The sequence below is a fragment of the Salmonella sp. 5800 genome (genome assembly GCF_046558195.1).
Classification (GTDB): Bacteria; Pseudomonadota; Gammaproteobacteria; order Enterobacterales; family Enterobacteriaceae; genus Salmonella; species Salmonella enterica.
Window position 1 is genome coordinate 892,548 of record NZ_JBGDOX010000001.1, and the last position, 15,513, is coordinate 908,060.

Here is a 15,513-nt window from a genome sequence, read left to right on the forward strand (position 1 = left end):
GCGTACCTTACCTGTCATGAAGGATTCAAAAATGAAAACGACCTTTAAACTGTCGTTCATGATGTTCGTGGAGTGGTTTATCTGGGGCGCCTGGTTCGTCCCCCTGTGGCTATGGCTAAATAAAAGCGGGTTTTCCGCCGGTGAAATAGGCTGGTCTTATGCCTGTACCGCCATTGCGGCGATCCTGTCGCCGATTCTGGTCGGCTCCGTTACCGACCGTTTTTTCTCAGCGCAAAAAGTCCTGGCGGTACTGATGTTTGCAGGCGCCGTGCTGATGTATTTCGCGGCGCAGCAAACCATCTTCGCCGGATTCTTTCCGCTGCTTCTGGCCTATTCATTGACCTATATGCCGACCATCGCGCTGACAAACAGCATTGCCTTCGCTAACGTACCGGACGTTGAACGCGATTTTCCACGCATTCGCGTTATGGGAACCATTGGGTGGATAGCCTCCGGCCTCGCCTGTGGATTCCTGCCGCAAATGTTAGGCTATAACGATATTTCCCCCACCAACATTCCACTGCTCATAACCGCCGCAAGTTCAGCGTTGCTGGGCGTATTTGCGTTCTGTCTGCCAGACACGCCGCCAAAAAGCACCGGCAAGATGGATATTAAAGTGATGCTGGGGCTGGATGCGCTGGTCCTGCTGCGCGATAAAAACTTTCTCGTTTTCTTCTTCTGTTCCTTTCTGTTTGCGATGCCGCTGGCCTTCTACTACATCTTCGCTAACGGCTATCTGACGGAAGTGGGAATGAAAAACGCCACCGGCTGGATGACGCTCGGCCAGTTCTCTGAAATCTTCTTTATGCTGGCTCTGCCCTTTTTCACTAAGCGCTTTGGTATTAAAAAGGTATTATTACTTGGTCTTATTACCGCTGCGATCCGCTACGGCTTTTTTGTCTATGGCGGCGCGGAAACGTACTTCACTTATGCCCTGCTGTTCCTCGGTATTTTGCTGCACGGCGTGAGTTACGATTTCTACTACGTCACCGCCTACATTTATGTCGATAAAAAAGCGCCGGTTCATATGCGTACCGCTGCGCAAGGGCTTATCACCCTCTGCTGTCAGGGATTCGGCAGCCTGCTGGGCTATCGTCTCGGCGGCGTGATGATGGAAAAAATGTTTGCTTATCCGCAACCGGTTAACGGTCTGACATTCAACTGGGCGGGCATGTGGACGTTTGGCGCAGTGATGATTGCCGTCATCGCGCTACTATTTATGATTTTCTTTCGCGAATCGGACAAAGAGATCACTGCTATTGACGATCGCGATATTGCGTTGACACAAGGGGAAGTAAAATGAAAGCAGAACGTATTCTCGGTGCTCTTTACGGGCAAGCGTTAGGGGATGCGATGGGAATGCCCTCTGAGCTGTGGCCGAGAACGCGCGTCAAAGCGCATTTCGGCTGGATTGACCGCTTTCTGCCCGGCCCAAAAGAAAATAATGCCGCCTGCTATTTTAACCGCGCGGAGTTTACGGATGATACCGCAATGGCGCTCTGCCTGGCCGACGCGCTACTCGAATGCGAAGGCAACATTGATCCCGAGATCATTGGACGTAACATCCTCGCCTGGGCAGAACGCTTTGATGCGTTCAATAAAAATGTACTCGGCCCGACGTCAAAAATTGCGCTGAATGCGATTCGCGACGGCAAACCCATCGCGGCGCTGGAAAATAACGGCGTGACTAACGGCGCGGCCATGCGCGTTTCGCCGTTGGGCTGCCTGTTGCCGCCAACTAACCTGACAGCCTTTATAGCAGAAGTGGCGTTAGCCTCCAGCCCGACGCATAAATCCGATCTGGCGGTGGCTGGCGCCGTGGTTGTCGCCTGGGCCGTCTCGCGAGCGGTTAACGGCGACACGTGGCAAAGTATTGCCGACTCGCTCCCCGCCGTCGCCCATCAGGCGCAGACAGCGCGTATTACCACGTTTAGCGCCTCGCTATCGGCACGTCTGGAACTGGCGCTAAACATTGTCCGCCACGCCGACGGCGTCGAATCTGCCAGCGAACAGCTCTATCAGATCATCGGCGCGGGAACCAGCACCATTGAATCGGTTCCCTGCGCTATCGCCATGGTGGAACTGGCGAATACCGATCCTAACCGCTGTGCCGTGCTGTGCGCTAACCTCGGCGGCGATACCGACACTATCGGTGCGATGGCTACCGCCATTTGCGGCGCGTTGCACGGGGTAAGCGCCATTAACCCCCAGTTAAAGCAAACGCTGGACGAGGTTAATCAGCTGAATTTTGCGCGCTATGCCGTTGCGCTGGCGAGTTATCGTCAACGGCGGGAGGCACTATGAACGGCGCACGGTTGCTGACATTATTACCGACCCTGCATACCCGGCGTCCGCTCACCGTTATCGGCGCGGCAGTGATCGATATCATTGCCGACGCCTGGACGTTGCCGCGTCGCGGAGGCGATATTGAACTGCAACAACAGAGCGTCAATGTCGGCGGCTGTGCGCTGAATATTGCCGTGGCATTGAAACGACTGGGGATTGACGCCAGCAATGCGCTGCCGCTGGGCCAGGGCGTGTGGGCGGAGAGGATTCGCCGCCGTCTGGCAAAAGAGGGATTATCCAGCGTGATTGACGCGGTTGAAGGAGATAACGGCTGGTGTCTGGCGTTAGTCGAACCGGATGGCGAACGCACGTTTATGTCTTTTAGCGGCGTGGAAAACCAGTGGAATGCAGACTGGTTGTCGCAGCTCAGGACACCGCGGGGCAGTCTTGTCTACCTGTCCGGCTATCAACTGGCCTCGTCCTGTGGCGAACCAATGATCCAGTGGCTGGAAACCGTCGACGATGTCACGCCTTTTATCGATTTTGGCCCACGAATAGGTGATATTACAGACGATGTAATGGCGCGCATTATGGCCTGCCGACCCATCGTCTCCCTCAATCGCCAGGAAGCCATCATCGCCGCGGAACGCGCCGGACTTGCGACCGATACGCGCACTTTCGGCGAAGCATGGGTAAACCGCTTTTCCGCGCCGCTGGTGGTGCGCCACGATAAAGACGGAGCGTGGTATTTTAGCGCGCAATCTTCCGGCGTTGTGCCAGCGTTTCCGGCAACCGTGGTGGATACCATCGGCGCGGGCGACAGCCATGCTGGCGGCGTGCTGGCAGGACTGGCGTCAGGCTGGTCGCTCGCGGATGCCGTACTGCTGGGAAATGCGGTGGCAAGCTGGGTGGTCGGGCATCGCGGCGGCGACTGCGCGCCCACGCGCGAGGCGCTACTCCTCGCACACAAAAACGTATAGGTCGCTACGACAATAACTGATGCTGTATTCAATAGGCCGCTGCTGCTGATCGAGCGCCACCTGCTTAATCACCAGCACCGGCACTTTACCATCCATTTGAATATGCGACTGAAACTCATCATCCGGCATCCGGGCGCTGACGCGGGATCGGGTACGCTGAGGGTAAATGTGCTGGCGACGAAAATAGTCATACAGCGAAATGCCAATCGCGTCGACATCATGAATCAGATGCGCGGGCACCCAGGACTCTTCAATCGATACCGCGTCCTCATCAACATAACGAATGCGTTTGAGTAAAAAGACGTCGCTGCCTGCGGGGATCGCCAGATGCTGCGCGACCTCATCCGGACAACTTACCACGCGTTTGTTAACCCATAGCGTATCCGGTTTTTTGCCGCGCAAGACAACCTGCTGAGAAAATCCCCGCGCCTCTTTCAGGGAATATTCAAAGATATTATTGATTTGCGTACCGTAGCCGCGGGCGCGCGTGACGACACCCTCTTCTTCCAGCGCCTGCATCGCTTTTCGTACCGTGATGCGCGAGACGCCGGTAAGCTGGCTGAGATCGCGTTCGCCAGGCAAAATATTACCGTGCTCAAGAATACCGCTGCGCACGGCATCCTTTACCGTCTGGGCGAATTTCATGTATAGCGGCGTATTATCCGCCGCTGAAATTCGTTCATTCAGTTGCGCGATGAGCCGGGTATGCGCTTGTTCCATTTATCTTTCCTGACGACGGGTCTGTAGGCAGTATACTACCACCACGCGTGGAAATGATGTACCGGACCAATGCCTTTCCCCACTTCCAGCGTGTCCGCCTGCGCCAGCGCCGCCGAAAGCCATGCCTTCGCCTCGTTTACCGTCTCTCCCCAACAGCGATGCCGGGGCCGTAACGCCGCCAGCGCCGCCGACAGCGTACAGCCCGTCCCATGCGTATTTTTGGTGTTCACACGCGGCGCGCTAAAACGTTGCTCGCCCTCACGGGTAAAGAGCCAGTCCGGGCTTTGCGCATCCTCTAAATGCCCGCCTTTCATCAATACCGCTTCACACCCCATCGCCAGTAACGCCCGCCCCTGCGCCAGCATCTCCTGTTCCGTATGCGCATGGGGCGCATCCAGCAACGCTGCGGCTTCCGGCAAATTAGGCGTAATCAGCGATACCTGCGGCAACAGCCGGACGCGTAATGTTTCTATCGCAGAGGGCGAGAGCAGCGGATCGCCGCTTTTCGCCAGCATCACCGTATCCAGCACCACATTACGTACATGATGGCGCTGTAACCGTTCCGCCACGGCCTCGACAATATCGGTTTCCGCCAGCATCCCGATTTTTGTGGTATCAATGCGCACATCGCTGAACACGGAATCAAGTTGAGCGGCGACAAAGTCCGGCTCTATCCGGTACACCGACTGTACGCCACAGGTATTTTGCGCCACCAGCGCGGTGATGACCGAACAGCCATATGCGCCCAGCGCGGAAAAGGTCTTGAGATCCGCCTGGATACCGGCCCCGCCGCTGGGATCGGTGCCGGCAATCGTCAGCGCGTTAATTCGTTGCATTGGCCGCCTCCACATCCAGATGATAGAGCGCATCAAGAAAAGCCGGGATGAAGCTGCCCGGTCCTTCGCTACGCTCTGCCGCGGCCTGCCCAGCCAGTTTCATCCAGCAGCAGGCCGACGCGACATTGTCCAGCGCGGCGCCCGGTAACGCGCAACTGGCGGCGACGACCGCCGACAACGCGCAGCCGGTGCCTACAATGCGAGTCATTAACGGATCGCCGCCGGGAATGCTCAGCGTGCGCTGACCATTAGTGACGTAATCTACCTCTCCGGTAACCACAACGATGCAGTCTATCTGACGCGCCAGCGCCTGCGCCGCAGGCAGTGCGGCCAACGCCGCCTCGGTGGTATCTACGCCGCGTCCGCCCAGCGCCATGCCGGATAACGCCAGGATTTCCGAGGCGTTGCCGCGTATTGCCGCCGGGCGCAGGGACAAGAGATCCAGGCAAAATCGCCGACGAAATTCCAGCGCGCCCACCGCGACAGGATCAAGAGTCCACGGCGTTTTGGCATCATAAGCGCTTTCTACCGCCCCACGCATCGCGTCAGCGCGTGAGGCGGTTAAGGTTCCGACATTAACCAGCAAGGCGTTGGCGATGGCGGCAAACGGTCTGGCCTCGACAGGATCAATCACCATGGCGGGTGAAGCGCCCAGCGCCAGCAACGTATTGGCGGTAAACGTTTGTACGACGTCATTCGTCATACAGTGCGTAAGCGGGGAGAGCGCGCGAAAGTGTTTTAACGTATGCGCCGCAAGCGTGCGGCAGTGCAGGTCAGGCTGCATGGTTCAGCTCCTGCCCGCGTGAAGAAGGGACACGAGCAGTGTCAGACTTCCCTACGCTGGCATTATCCAGATCAGGTGGTACGGGTATTTCTCAGCCTTCACAAAGAAGGGCACCCCGAGTCGTCAAGCCCCGCCGTGTTAAGCGGGGTTTCGCTATTAAGCATACTGTCTGCGCCAGACAATGTAAATTTACAGCCAGCGGCGGACGATAATTTCAGCGTTATCAGATAGTTCTCAAAACCTATTTGGTTCTGGCAAACTTGCTGGCGGATATGTTGCTGCACGACGCTTTCGTTTACACTTTTTACGAAAAGGGGCGTGAGATAACAAAATAGCGCTTGTCAGATACGCCACCAGCAGAAATGATACACACGATGTTAACTGACCCGCATATGTGGAGGGTAAAAGTATGAAAAGTAAGTTGCTGCCTTGCGCGCTGTTGCTTGCAACCAGTTTTGCATGGGCCGCCCCCGCGACAACGGGCATTGATCAATATGAGTTAAAAAGCTTTATCGCCGACTTCACCCACTTCAAGCCCGGCGATACCGTTCCGCAGATGTACCGCACCGATGAGTACAATATTAAACAGTGGAAATTACGTAATCTGCCCGCGCCAGATGCCGGTACTCACTGGACCTATATGGGCGGCGCGTATGTACTGATTAACGATACCGATGGAAAAATCATCAAAGCCTATGATGGCGAGATTTTTTATCATCGATAAAAAAGCACACTCTCCGTTAAGGAGAGTGTGCTTAGCATTGATTACTGATAACTTGTAATAATATAAACACTACTTTTTACATTGCCCGGTTGGACGTTACCATATTTATAGTATTGTACACCCAGCTTCAGTTCTGAAGCTTCAGTCATTTCTTTATTATACCCTAACAGTTGCCTTTTCTCATCAGAGTTTACATGAATAAGGCTATCATTAAGGAAAATTTTAAACCCAACATTTTTTGCACTATCGGCGCTTGTTAATTCATTTGCCAAATAATCTCCATTGGTTGCTGAAACGGCAGAAAAATGATAATTTACAATACTTGTCGTCATTCCCAGCCCTCCATCACATGTAAATTTCAGTGCATCAGGAAAGTATTCGACCTGAGCATTACCAGCCAACAGATCACTTAATGAAATAGGAGGCAATGTAATCTCATTATTAGACAAAGAACATGTTGTCTTAGTAAAAAATATTTTTATCGGCACTTTAAAACTATATTCATGGTTGGTGTTATCATGAGCACAAATAACTGCACCATGACAATCCAATGGTTTAACTTTGATATAATTTCCTAACAAAAAAACTTCACCTGCAGATTTGGCTTCAATACTATTATCATCTACCTCCACTTTTACCACCTTAGCCAACACCTTGTATTTTAAGTTATTGTTTAGTTTACTGGCTTGAGAAGTCTCATTGGCTTTTTGTTTTCCTGTTTGGCTACCGTCAACAAACAATGTCACATCAACATACAACCTATGTCCGCTACCATCATTTATTTTATATCTTACAGTCTCCCCATTACCACTTGAATACGTTGTCTTAAAGCGGTTTTCTACAGCAGTCCCTCCCATACAATGGAATCCAGAGAAAGAATCTGGAAATACCATTGATACTTCTTTTTCAAAAACATTCCTGCTATCTAATTTAATTTCAATTACATCCTCTATTTTTGTATTACTAGCAGATTCCGGATTTATAATATAACAATACGCTTGCAAATTTGAAGATATAAAAATCATAAACAACATCAATAAATATCTCATGACATTCCTCACCGACAAATATAAACTTTACTTTCATCAATCGTTTTGCCGAAAGTGATTGAGCATGAAAGTCCCTGTTGTTTATCAATCGCCACATTTATTTCCGGCGGTACTTCATTGGTGCGAATAAAGAGCTGGCTTCCCTGGCCTACCACGCCAATATTATGTCCATGAATATCCTCTACTTCGTAACCAAAGGTCAGCGGTGAACCATCGGGACGCTGCGCCCGGATATACCAAGGTTTACGTTGGTCGGTATCAAACGTCGCCAGAACGACTGCCCCCCGATATGGGGCTGTATTACGCCGATTCCCTTGCAGATCGGTTTCACTATTAGTGTTGGAGACATCCAGCATCAAGTGGTTTTCACGATACGGCGTTAAACCATCGTAGACCACCACGCCATTACGGTTGGTGGTGCGGTATTTCTGCCCATTAACATACGCTCCTTCCAGGCCCGGCGCATGCATCACGGCAAACGTTTCCGACAGTCGGTTGGCTAAATTCACGCCCCCAGACCAAGCCACCAGCCCCCCGGAAATACTGCCGCCAGTTTGTGTATATTTAGACGACTGACTATAGCTGCCGTTAAGCGTCGCAACTGGCGCATTCCACGTCAGATTACCGCCAGCCGTTGTCTCGCTGTCCTGCCGTTGATGGCTGAGATTCACCCCATAGTTAAACTGATCGCGACTGCCTGCGGTGCCGGAAAGCCCGGTATTATTTGACGCAAAACCGTCATCATCAAAGGTCGTTGAGTTAGACACATACAAATGCCTGCGCGGAGCGCTAATATCATCTCCCCAATCGAACGGAATAGAGATAAAGACGTTAAAACGCTTATCTTCGTGATGATCTTCATCGTAAGTCTGGCTGGCGGAAAAGGTATAGCTAATCCGTTGCCAGCTATTGGAATAGCTCAGCTGATAATCTTTACTGTTACCGCTACGCCCCCAATAATCACGCCACAGCGTGCTCAAAGATACAGAGCCCCAGCCCTGCGGCAAAGATTGGCTGACGTTCGCCGAAAAACTGTTCTTACGACCAAAATCGTTCTGATAATAATCCGCAATGTCGTACACATCATTTTCATCACGATCATAGCTGTCTTTGTTATTGGCCCAAACGTGATCGTTAAACGTTCGGTAATCTCGTGACGAGTAACGATAGGCAGCAAGCCCAAAACGGGTGGCGGTTTGCGTCAAATACTTGTTATAGGCAATCTGGTAACTTTGCCCGTCAAACACATCACCATTGTCTTGCTTGCTATGCGATTGTGTCATATCGACGGAAATCGCGCCGATACGCGTATTCCAGCCAGTACCCAACGTAAATGCATTGTAGTTATCCGCCAGCATGGTGCCGCCGTACAGCGTTAAGAGATTATTCAGCCCGTATTGGTAGCTCATCTGCGCAAAATCGGTCTGGTTGCTGGCGCCTTCGATATGGCTACGCCCTGCCGCAAAATCATATTTTGAAACACCCGGCTGCAACATATTGGGCACCGCAGCATAGGGCACCAGATAGGTTGTTACCGATCCGTTAGCCTCTTTGATGCTAACATCAAGATCCGCACCGCCGCCTGCCAACTGTAAATCCGCAATAGAGAACGGGCCTGGCGGAACCTCTTTCTGGTAAACCACAAAACCGTTCTGTTCGATGGTGACCAGCGCGTTACTTTGCGCAATCCCCTGCACCAGCGGCGTAAAGTTCTGTTTTGAGTTCGGCAGCATCTGCATATCGCGATACAGCCGTACGCCACGAAAACGCACCGCATCAAAAATATCTGATGAGGTATACATATCCCCGGCACGCAGAGTGCCCAGAATTTGTGGGATGCCACGCTCCAAATACAGGGTGTTGCTTTTCCACTCCCCGCTGCTGTCATCGGTTTTGTTATAGCTGGCATCGGAATGCAGCTGCCAGCCCAGCAGGTTTAACCCGCTGGTGAAACGCGCGTAGGTACTTTTACTATTGCCAGAATCCTTATAGTCGCTGTAATACTGGCTGGCATAGTACGAGGTATAGAAGGCATTAATGCCACGATCCCAGTTTTCCGGAGGAACATACCCTTGCTCAAGTTCATCGACAAACGCCTGCGGAACGCTAAGATCCAGACGAAACGTGCCAATATTCCAGGCATAACTGCCCCCTTGTACCGCCTGCTTCAAGGTTGGGCATTCATTCTGCTTGTCCAACGCTTGTATATTTATCCCCAGACGCGTTAATGCATCGCGGGATAAACAGGTGTCATCCGGATTATCCTTAACAGTAATATCATACTTACCACGCCACTGCTTATTGACGTAGATGTCAATATCATATTGGCCTGGCAGGGGTTGGTTATCATCGAGGCGAAAATCAGAAACCCTCTCACCTTTCATTCCACCCATCATAAAATTTGTATCAAACGTTTCTTCTGCGGCATGGGCATCAATGTCGAGTAGCAACAGTAATACCGCCGAAGCAATCGGAGTCATCCTTAACATAACCAGCTCCTGTTATTTTAAGCTGACGTTATCGCTAATATAATTACCGTGATCGTCAATAATGGTCATTTTATACTTATTGGCATTAGCACTTTTTAATGCCACATCTGCACTGGAGAGCGGTGCAAGCATAATACTTTCGTTATTTATTTTAACATTATTAGCTTTTACTTCCGTCACTGTGATCCAGTTAGCGGCATCATTCTTAATGGAATAAATACTGCCGTTACGTTTCATAGACAGTTTTTGAAACGTATGCATATTAACTGGCGAAATCCCTTTCGGCCGATAAAATAGTTTAATTCGATTCTGCATCGCGAACTTGAGCACATTCTTTCCTACATTATCTGGATTGTTCGGTGGAATATCCAGTACATTGAGGAAAAATAAACTTTCTTTGTTGTTAGGCAGCATATGTGCCATTTTTTTAATTTTCAACTGCTGGCCTGAGTTTCCAGCCACCTTTGCAACCGGAGGTGTAATCATAAATGGCACATGAATTTTTTCCGGCGGTAAAGAACTGTCGCCGTCATCAATCCATGACTGAACCAGTGAAGATCGGTTCCCTTGGTTCATCAACTGGACTAATACTTCCTTTTTATCTGCTGGGTAGATAACGCGAGTACCGTAGATCACAATTCCCGCATGGGCGGGCATAATGATTGATGATATAATTAATGCGTAAAATCCTTTCATTCATTATCCCTTCAGATTAACTACCGGCAGTACAATACTGCCGGTTATAATTTATTCCTGAACAACTTTCAGAGTCACAGTGGCATTTACATCACCAGGGGTTACAGCCATTGTCCTTTTAGCGTAACGAGCTGCAAGATCGAGTTTATATACACCATCGTCTGCTGCTGGAAAGTCACTTAAAGGAATACCTTCGCTTCCAGATTTAGCAATCGATTTATTGTTATGGAACAGTTTAAAACCTACTCCAGTATCCAAGCCAATAGTAGGTATAATAATATCGTTATTGTCAACGTCATTAGCAGAAATGAAAACCTTAACATTTGAAGCGTTTGCACATTTAATTTGCAATGGTGAACTGGCACGCCCCTCTCCATACGTAACATCATTCCCGACATCAACCTCATTGAATAAAGAATCCGGAATGCTAGACAATGTAATTGTAGCCTCTGTCGCGCCATCAACAAACTGACATGAAGTTCCGGTTACCTTACCATTAATATTCAATATGCCAGAATCCGTATCAACAGCAAACGCCCCAGCACTCATAAATACAGCAGACAGTACAGCAGCAGAAATAATTGAACGTTTCATAGTATCTTCCTTAATAAAATAATTTCTATTTGTTAAGAGGGTTAACTCTTGGATTTAAATTCGCACACCAAAAACGTTACTGCAATGTAAACGTGTTGTTTTATTGATTTAAAACAAGTTACAAATATCAATATAGTTGTAGCAAATAAGTGAAGGTGAGTACTATTTTAAAATTTAATAAATTAGCGTAATTAATTGACAATAATTATTTGTACCGCAAATAAAAAAGCCTCTATCATTCATTGAAATGATAGAGGCTTAATAAACAATATATTTTCTTAGTCGTAGCGATTTAACACTATCTGTCGTGTGGAATCCCCAGGAACAGCGACAATTTCAGTAACAATGCCTTGTGCAGGAGTGGGGGTAACATTGTTAATATCTGTATGATGAAGAGTCTGACCACATCGCTGCTGCACCGTATTATTCACAACATCAGTACTGCATGTTGGTTCAACAACCCTCCCGGTAATGGTTAAGGTTGCCGTATCAGAAGCCAAAGCCTGTAAACTCATTCCATAAGCCAGAGTTATAAATCCCAAGAATAAACTTTTCTTCATTGCGCTCATTATTCCTGTTTTAAGTGGAAAACAGCGTACAAGCCATTTTTCCGTTGAATTATGTATTAACGTCCCTGCTAAAACCAATTGGAATGGTAGATTAATGAGATAGGTTTGATCAATTCAAATGATGCATTGAGGCAAATTATTCAGAAAAAGACATGGATTATACAGGCAGGATAAACAATATTACGCAGCTTTTCCATTCCATATATTCACCGCATCAATATATCATTGATGCGATGAATAAGATTTAACGCCAGAAATTACACCGCGCGGAAGGCGATTTCACCCGGAATCACTTCACCCTGCCAGTAAAGCTGTGCCGCAACGCGATCGGCCAGTTCGCGATAGATCGCGGTAAATTCGCTCTCCGGACGGCTAACCACCGTCGGCGTACCGCGATCAAGATCTTCGCGCAGACTAATATGCAGCGGCATCTGACCCAGAAGCTGAGTATGGTATTTTTCCGCCAGCTTCTGCGCGCCGCCCGTGCCGAAGATCGGTTCGTGATGGCCGCAGTTGCTACAAATATGCATACTCATATTTTCCACAATGCCGAGCACCGGCACTTCCACCTTCTCGAACATCACGATACCTTTTTTGGCGTCGATTAACGCGATATCTTGCGGCGTAGTTACCACCACCGCGCCGGTAACAGGAATGTTCTGCGCCAGCGTTAGCTGAATATCCCCGGTTCCCGGCGGCATATCCAGTACCAGATAATCCAGATCCGGCCACAGAGTCTCCTGTAACATCTGCATCAGCGCCTTACTGGCCATTGGGCCGCGCCATACCATCGCGTTATCGTCAGTCACCAGATAGCCGATCGAGTTGGTCGCCAGGCCGTGAGACATAATCGGCGCCATATGCGTACCGTCTGGCGATGTCGGGCGCTGATCTTCTGCGCCAAGCATGGTTGGGATCGACGGACCGTAAATATCGGCATCGAGAACCCCGACCTTTGCGCCTTCAGCCGCTAACGCCAGCGCCAGGTTTACCGCCGTGGACGATTTACCCACCCCGCCTTTACCGGAGCTCACGGCAATGATGTTTTTCACGCCATTAATGCCAGGCTGATTTTTGACGCGTTTCAGCGTCGCAATGTTGTACGACAGTTTCCAGTCGATCGCTTTTGCGCCTGTAATACGTAACAGATCGGCGCTGCATTGCTCTTTTAATACCTCAAACGCGCTGTTCCAGACGAACGGCATGACCAGCTCAACGTGCAGCGTATCATCCATCCAGGCGACGTGGTGCAACGCCTTAAGCGTGGTGAGGTTATGCTTCAGGGTTGGGTGCTGAAAATTCGCCAGCGTCCCGGCGACCATCGCTCGCAGGGTATCTGGTGATTTGGCCTGGGATTGTTCGTTCATCCCGACTCCTTTTGTAGTTCTGAAAAGTACGATTGTAACTTTGTAGTTTACTCCAGCGGTAACAATTATTCATTTACGGATAAATGCCCTTATCGATTGGCGCAGTAATTACCATTTTGGTACTATCAAAGCCCTTTTTTACAACAGAAGAAGTAATACCCACTATGACTCAAGTCGCGAAGAAAATTCTGGTAACGTGCGCGCTGCCGTACGCCAACGGCTCTATCCACCTCGGCCATATGCTGGAGCACATCCAGGCTGATGTCTGGGTCCGTTACCAGCGAATGCGCGGCCATGAGGTTAACTTCATCTGTGCCGATGACGCTCATGGCACGCCGATCATGCTGAAAGCGCAGCAGCTTGGTATTACGCCGGAGCAAATGATCGGTGAAATGAGCCAGGAGCACCAGACCGATTTCGCCGGTTTTAATATTAGCTACGACAACTACCACTCAACGCACAGCGACGAGAATCGCGAGCTGTCCGAGCTGATTTATACGCGCCTGAAAGAGAACGGTTTTATTAAGAACCGCACCATCTCTCAACTCTACGATCCGGAAAAAGGCATGTTCCTGCCGGACCGATTTGTGAAAGGCACCTGCCCGAAATGTAAATCCGCGGACCAGTACGGCGATAACTGTGAAGTCTGCGGCGCAACTTACAGCCCGACCGAACTTATCGAGCCGAAATCCGTGGTGTCCGGCGCGACGCCGGTAATGCGTGACTCCGAGCACTTTTTCTTTGATCTGCCGTCATTCAGCGAAATGCTGCAGGCGTGGACCCGCAGCGGCGCGCTGCAGGAGCAGGTGGCGAATAAAATGCAGGAGTGGTTTGAATCCGGCCTGCAGCAGTGGGACATTTCCCGCGACGCGCCGTATTTTGGTTTCGAAATCCCGAACGCGCCGGGCAAATATTTCTACGTCTGGCTGGACGCGCCGATTGGCTATATGGGCTCCTTCAAAAATCTGTGCGATAAGCGCGGTGACACGACCAGTTTTGATGAGTACTGGAAAAAAGACTCCGACGCCGAGCTGTACCACTTCATCGGCAAAGACATCGTCTATTTCCACAGTCTGTTCTGGCCGGCCATGCTGGAAGGCAGCCACTTCCGTAAGCCGACCAACCTGTTCGTTCACGGTTACGTGACGGTGAACGGCGCGAAGATGTCTAAGTCTCGCGGCACCTTTATTAAGGCCAGCACCTGGCTGAAACACTTTGACGCCGACAGCCTGCGCTACTACTACACCGCGAAGCTTTCTTCACGCATTGATGACATCGACCTGAACCTGGAAGACTTTGTCCAGCGCGTCAATGCCGATATCGTCAATAAAGTAGTCAACCTGGCCTCGCGTAACGCCGGTTTTATCAATAAGCGTTTCGACGGCGTGCTGGCGGCTGAACTGGCCGATCCGCAATTGTATAAAACCTTTACTGACGCTGCTGTGGTGATTGGCGAAGCATGGGAAAGCCGTGAATTCGGCAAAGCTATCCGTGAGATTATGGCGCTGGCCGACGTCGCTAACCGTTATGTTGACGAGCAAGCGCCGTGGGTGGTGGCTAAACAGGAAGGCCGCGACGCGGACCTGCAGGCCATTTGCTCGATGGGCATCAACCTGTTCCGCGTGCTGATGACGTATCTGAAACCGGTACTGCCGACGCTTTCTGAACGCGTTGAAGCCTTCCTGAACAGCGAACTGAACTGGGATGCTATTGAACAGCCGCTGCTCGGTCACAAGGTCAACACCTTTAAGGCGCTCTACAATCGCATCGACATGAAGCAAGTTGAAGCGCTGGTTGAAGCGTCTAAAGAAGAGGTGAAAGCCGCAACCGCGCCGGTTACCGGCCCGTTAGCCGACTTCCCGATTCAGGAAACCATCACCTTTGACGATTTTGCGAAAGTCGATCTGCGCGTGGCGCTGATTGAAAACGCCGAGTTTGTGGAAGGATCTGACAAATTGCTGCGTCTGACGCTGGATCTGGGCGGCGAGAAGCGTAACGTCTTCTCCGGCATTCGTTCCGCCTACCCGGACCCGCAGGCGCTGATTGGCCGCCAGACGGTAATGGTCGCCAACCTCGCGCCGCGCAAAATGCGCTTTGGCGTCTCCGAGGGAATGGTGATGGCCGCCGGCCCTGGCGGGAAAGATATCTTCCTGTTAAGCCCTGATGACGGCGCGAAGCCTGGCCAGCAGGTGAAATAAGCAACAAGCCGGAGCATGCTCCGGCTTTTTTAACCGCTTAATCCTGAGTGGCATATCGCCCCATCCGCGCGTTTTAACTTTTTCCTTAATAAGCAATAGCGCCAAGACTCCATATCCGGACTGCTAAATAACGGCTAAAAGTCATATTCTATCTCTCCCTGATACATTGCTATTACTGGGTTAAATTAATTCATTGAAATTATTTTAAAAACCTAATCATT

The 15,513-nt window shown here is 50.4% G+C and carries 14 protein-coding genes and 1 riboswitch; of the genes, 5 read left to right on the forward strand and 9 right to left on the reverse strand.

Annotation, left to right across the window (positions count from 1 at the left end; translation table 11 throughout):
* Nucleotides 1-31 precede the first annotated feature (31 nt).
* The 3 genes from ACLJZ5_RS04525 to ACLJZ5_RS04535 are packed head-to-tail and all read left to right on the forward strand — an operon-like array spanning nucleotide 32 to nucleotide 3,266.
* Nucleotides 32-1,303 carry a nucleoside permease gene (locus tag ACLJZ5_RS04525; protein WP_024798391.1) on the forward strand — a complete coding sequence of 424 codons (1,272 nt, stop codon included), beginning with the start codon at nucleotides 32-34 and terminating at the stop codon, nucleotides 1,301-1,303.
* Nucleotides 1,300-2,304, forward strand: coding sequence for an ADP-ribosylglycohydrolase family protein (locus tag ACLJZ5_RS04530; RefSeq protein ID WP_000642794.1), 1,005 nt, complete (start codon nucleotides 1,300-1,302; stop codon nucleotides 2,302-2,304). Before ACLJZ5_RS04525 ends, ACLJZ5_RS04530 begins: the two co-directional genes overlap by 4 nt.
* A complete protein-coding gene (locus ACLJZ5_RS04535; protein ID WP_024798392.1) occupies nucleotides 2,301-3,266 on the forward strand; it encodes a PfkB family carbohydrate kinase in 966 nt (321 codons plus the stop codon). Before ACLJZ5_RS04530 ends, ACLJZ5_RS04535 begins: the two co-directional genes overlap by 4 nt.
* On the opposite strand, the gene ACLJZ5_RS04540 is transcribed toward ACLJZ5_RS04535, so the two are convergent.
* The 3 genes from ACLJZ5_RS04540 to thiM are packed head-to-tail and all read right to left on the reverse strand — an operon-like array spanning nucleotide 3,240 to nucleotide 5,606.
* On the reverse strand, nucleotides 3,240-3,986 hold the full coding sequence (locus ACLJZ5_RS04540) for a GntR family transcriptional regulator (RefSeq protein ID WP_000434062.1): 747 nt from the start codon (nucleotides 3,984-3,986) through the stop codon (nucleotides 3,240-3,242). The two genes, ACLJZ5_RS04535 and ACLJZ5_RS04540, sit on opposite strands and share 27 nt — an antisense overlap.
* 35 nt (nucleotides 3,987-4,021) lie before the next feature.
* Nucleotides 4,022-4,822: a bifunctional hydroxymethylpyrimidine kinase/phosphomethylpyrimidine kinase gene (thiD, locus tag ACLJZ5_RS04545; RefSeq protein ID WP_024798393.1), complete on the reverse strand. Its 801-nt coding sequence runs from the start codon at nucleotides 4,820-4,822 to the stop codon at nucleotides 4,022-4,024.
* Nucleotides 4,809-5,606 (reverse strand): hydroxyethylthiazole kinase, encoded by a 798-nt coding sequence (gene thiM, locus ACLJZ5_RS04550; protein ID WP_001182167.1) that lies wholly within the window; start codon nucleotides 5,604-5,606, stop codon nucleotides 4,809-4,811. Before thiM ends, thiD begins: the two co-directional genes overlap by 14 nt.
* Nucleotides 5,607-5,637: 31 nt before the next feature.
* Nucleotides 5,638-5,734, reverse strand: a riboswitch (TPP riboswitch).
* Between the two features lie 281 nt (nucleotides 5,735-6,015).
* On the opposite strand from thiM, the gene rcnB reads away from it, so the two are divergent.
* Nucleotides 6,016-6,330: a Ni(II)/Co(II) efflux transporter accessory subunit RcnB gene (gene rcnB / locus ACLJZ5_RS04555; protein WP_000837534.1), complete on the forward strand. Its 315-nt coding sequence runs from the start codon at nucleotides 6,016-6,018 to the stop codon at nucleotides 6,328-6,330.
* A gap of 41 nt (nucleotides 6,331-6,371) precedes the next feature.
* On the opposite strand, the gene ACLJZ5_RS04560 is transcribed toward rcnB, so the two are convergent.
* From ACLJZ5_RS04560 to apbC, 6 genes are all read right to left on the reverse strand, one after another.
* Nucleotides 6,372-7,379: a fimbrial protein gene (locus ACLJZ5_RS04560; protein WP_024798394.1), complete on the reverse strand. Its 1,008-nt coding sequence runs from the start codon at nucleotides 7,377-7,379 to the stop codon at nucleotides 6,372-6,374.
* Between the two features lie 8 nt (nucleotides 7,380-7,387).
* Entirely contained in the window at nucleotides 7,388-9,868 is a 2,481-nt protein-coding gene (locus ACLJZ5_RS04565) for a fimbrial biogenesis outer membrane usher protein (RefSeq protein ID WP_024798395.1), read from the reverse strand.
* Nucleotides 9,869-9,880: 12 nt separating this feature from the next.
* Complete coding sequence (locus ACLJZ5_RS04570) at nucleotides 9,881-10,564, reverse strand: fimbria/pilus periplasmic chaperone (protein ID WP_024798396.1); 684 nt, start codon at nucleotides 10,562-10,564, stop codon at nucleotides 9,881-9,883.
* 51 nt (nucleotides 10,565-10,615) lie between these two features.
* Nucleotides 10,616-11,158 carry a fimbrial protein YehD gene (gene yehD / locus ACLJZ5_RS04575; protein WP_000830496.1) on the reverse strand — a complete coding sequence of 181 codons (543 nt, stop codon included), beginning with the start codon at nucleotides 11,156-11,158 and terminating at the stop codon, nucleotides 10,616-10,618.
* Nucleotides 11,159-11,436: 278 nt separating this feature from the next.
* Entirely contained in the window at nucleotides 11,437-11,718 is a 282-nt protein-coding gene (locus ACLJZ5_RS04580) for a DUF2574 family protein (RefSeq protein ID WP_001543027.1), read from the reverse strand.
* Between the two features lie 266 nt (nucleotides 11,719-11,984).
* Nucleotides 11,985-13,094: an iron-sulfur cluster carrier protein ApbC gene (gene apbC, locus ACLJZ5_RS04585; protein WP_001005424.1), complete on the reverse strand. Its 1,110-nt coding sequence runs from the start codon at nucleotides 13,092-13,094 to the stop codon at nucleotides 11,985-11,987.
* A gap of 164 nt (nucleotides 13,095-13,258) precedes the next feature.
* Between apbC and metG the strand changes: the two genes are divergently transcribed.
* Nucleotides 13,259-15,292 (forward strand): methionine--tRNA ligase, encoded by a 2,034-nt coding sequence (gene metG / locus ACLJZ5_RS04590; RefSeq protein WP_024798397.1) that lies wholly within the window; start codon nucleotides 13,259-13,261, stop codon nucleotides 15,290-15,292.
* Nucleotides 15,293-15,513 lie beyond the last annotated feature (221 nt).

Excerpts from the sequence above, each read along its gene's own strand:
- ACLJZ5_RS04525 (WP_024798391.1), top strand. The coding sequence starts at position 32 with ATGAAAACGACCTTTAAACTGTCGTTCATGATGTTCGTGGAGTGGTTT.
- ACLJZ5_RS04530 (WP_000642794.1), top strand. The coding sequence starts at position 1,300 with ATGAAAGCAGAACGTATTCTCGGTGCTCTTTACGGGCAAGCGTTAGGG.
- ACLJZ5_RS04535 (WP_024798392.1), top strand. The coding sequence starts at position 2,301 with ATGAACGGCGCACGGTTGCTGACATTATTACCGACCCTGCATACCCGG.
- ACLJZ5_RS04540 (WP_000434062.1), bottom strand. The coding sequence starts at position 3,986 with ATGGAACAAGCGCATACCCGGCTCATCGCGCAACTGAATGAACGAATT.
- thiD (WP_024798393.1), bottom strand. The coding sequence starts at position 4,822 with ATGCAACGAATTAACGCGCTGACGATTGCCGGCACCGATCCCAGCGGC.
- thiM (WP_001182167.1), bottom strand. The coding sequence starts at position 5,606 with ATGCAGCCTGACCTGCACTGCCGCACGCTTGCGGCGCATACGTTAAAA.
- rcnB (WP_000837534.1), top strand. The coding sequence starts at position 6,016 with ATGAAAAGTAAGTTGCTGCCTTGCGCGCTGTTGCTTGCAACCAGTTTT.
- ACLJZ5_RS04560 (WP_024798394.1), bottom strand. The coding sequence starts at position 7,379 with ATGAGATATTTATTGATGTTGTTTATGATTTTTATATCTTCAAATTTG.
- ACLJZ5_RS04565 (WP_024798395.1), bottom strand. The coding sequence starts at position 9,868 with ATGTTAAGGATGACTCCGATTGCTTCGGCGGTATTACTGTTGCTACTC.
- ACLJZ5_RS04570 (WP_024798396.1), bottom strand. The coding sequence starts at position 10,564 with ATGAAAGGATTTTACGCATTAATTATATCATCAATCATTATGCCCGCC.
- yehD (WP_000830496.1), bottom strand. The coding sequence starts at position 11,158 with ATGAAACGTTCAATTATTTCTGCTGCTGTACTGTCTGCTGTATTTATG.
- ACLJZ5_RS04580 (WP_001543027.1), bottom strand. The coding sequence starts at position 11,718 with ATGAAGAAAAGTTTATTCTTGGGATTTATAACTCTGGCTTATGGAATG.
- apbC (WP_001005424.1), bottom strand. The coding sequence starts at position 13,094 with ATGAACGAACAATCCCAGGCCAAATCACCAGATACCCTGCGAGCGATG.
- metG (WP_024798397.1), top strand. The coding sequence starts at position 13,259 with ATGACTCAAGTCGCGAAGAAAATTCTGGTAACGTGCGCGCTGCCGTAC.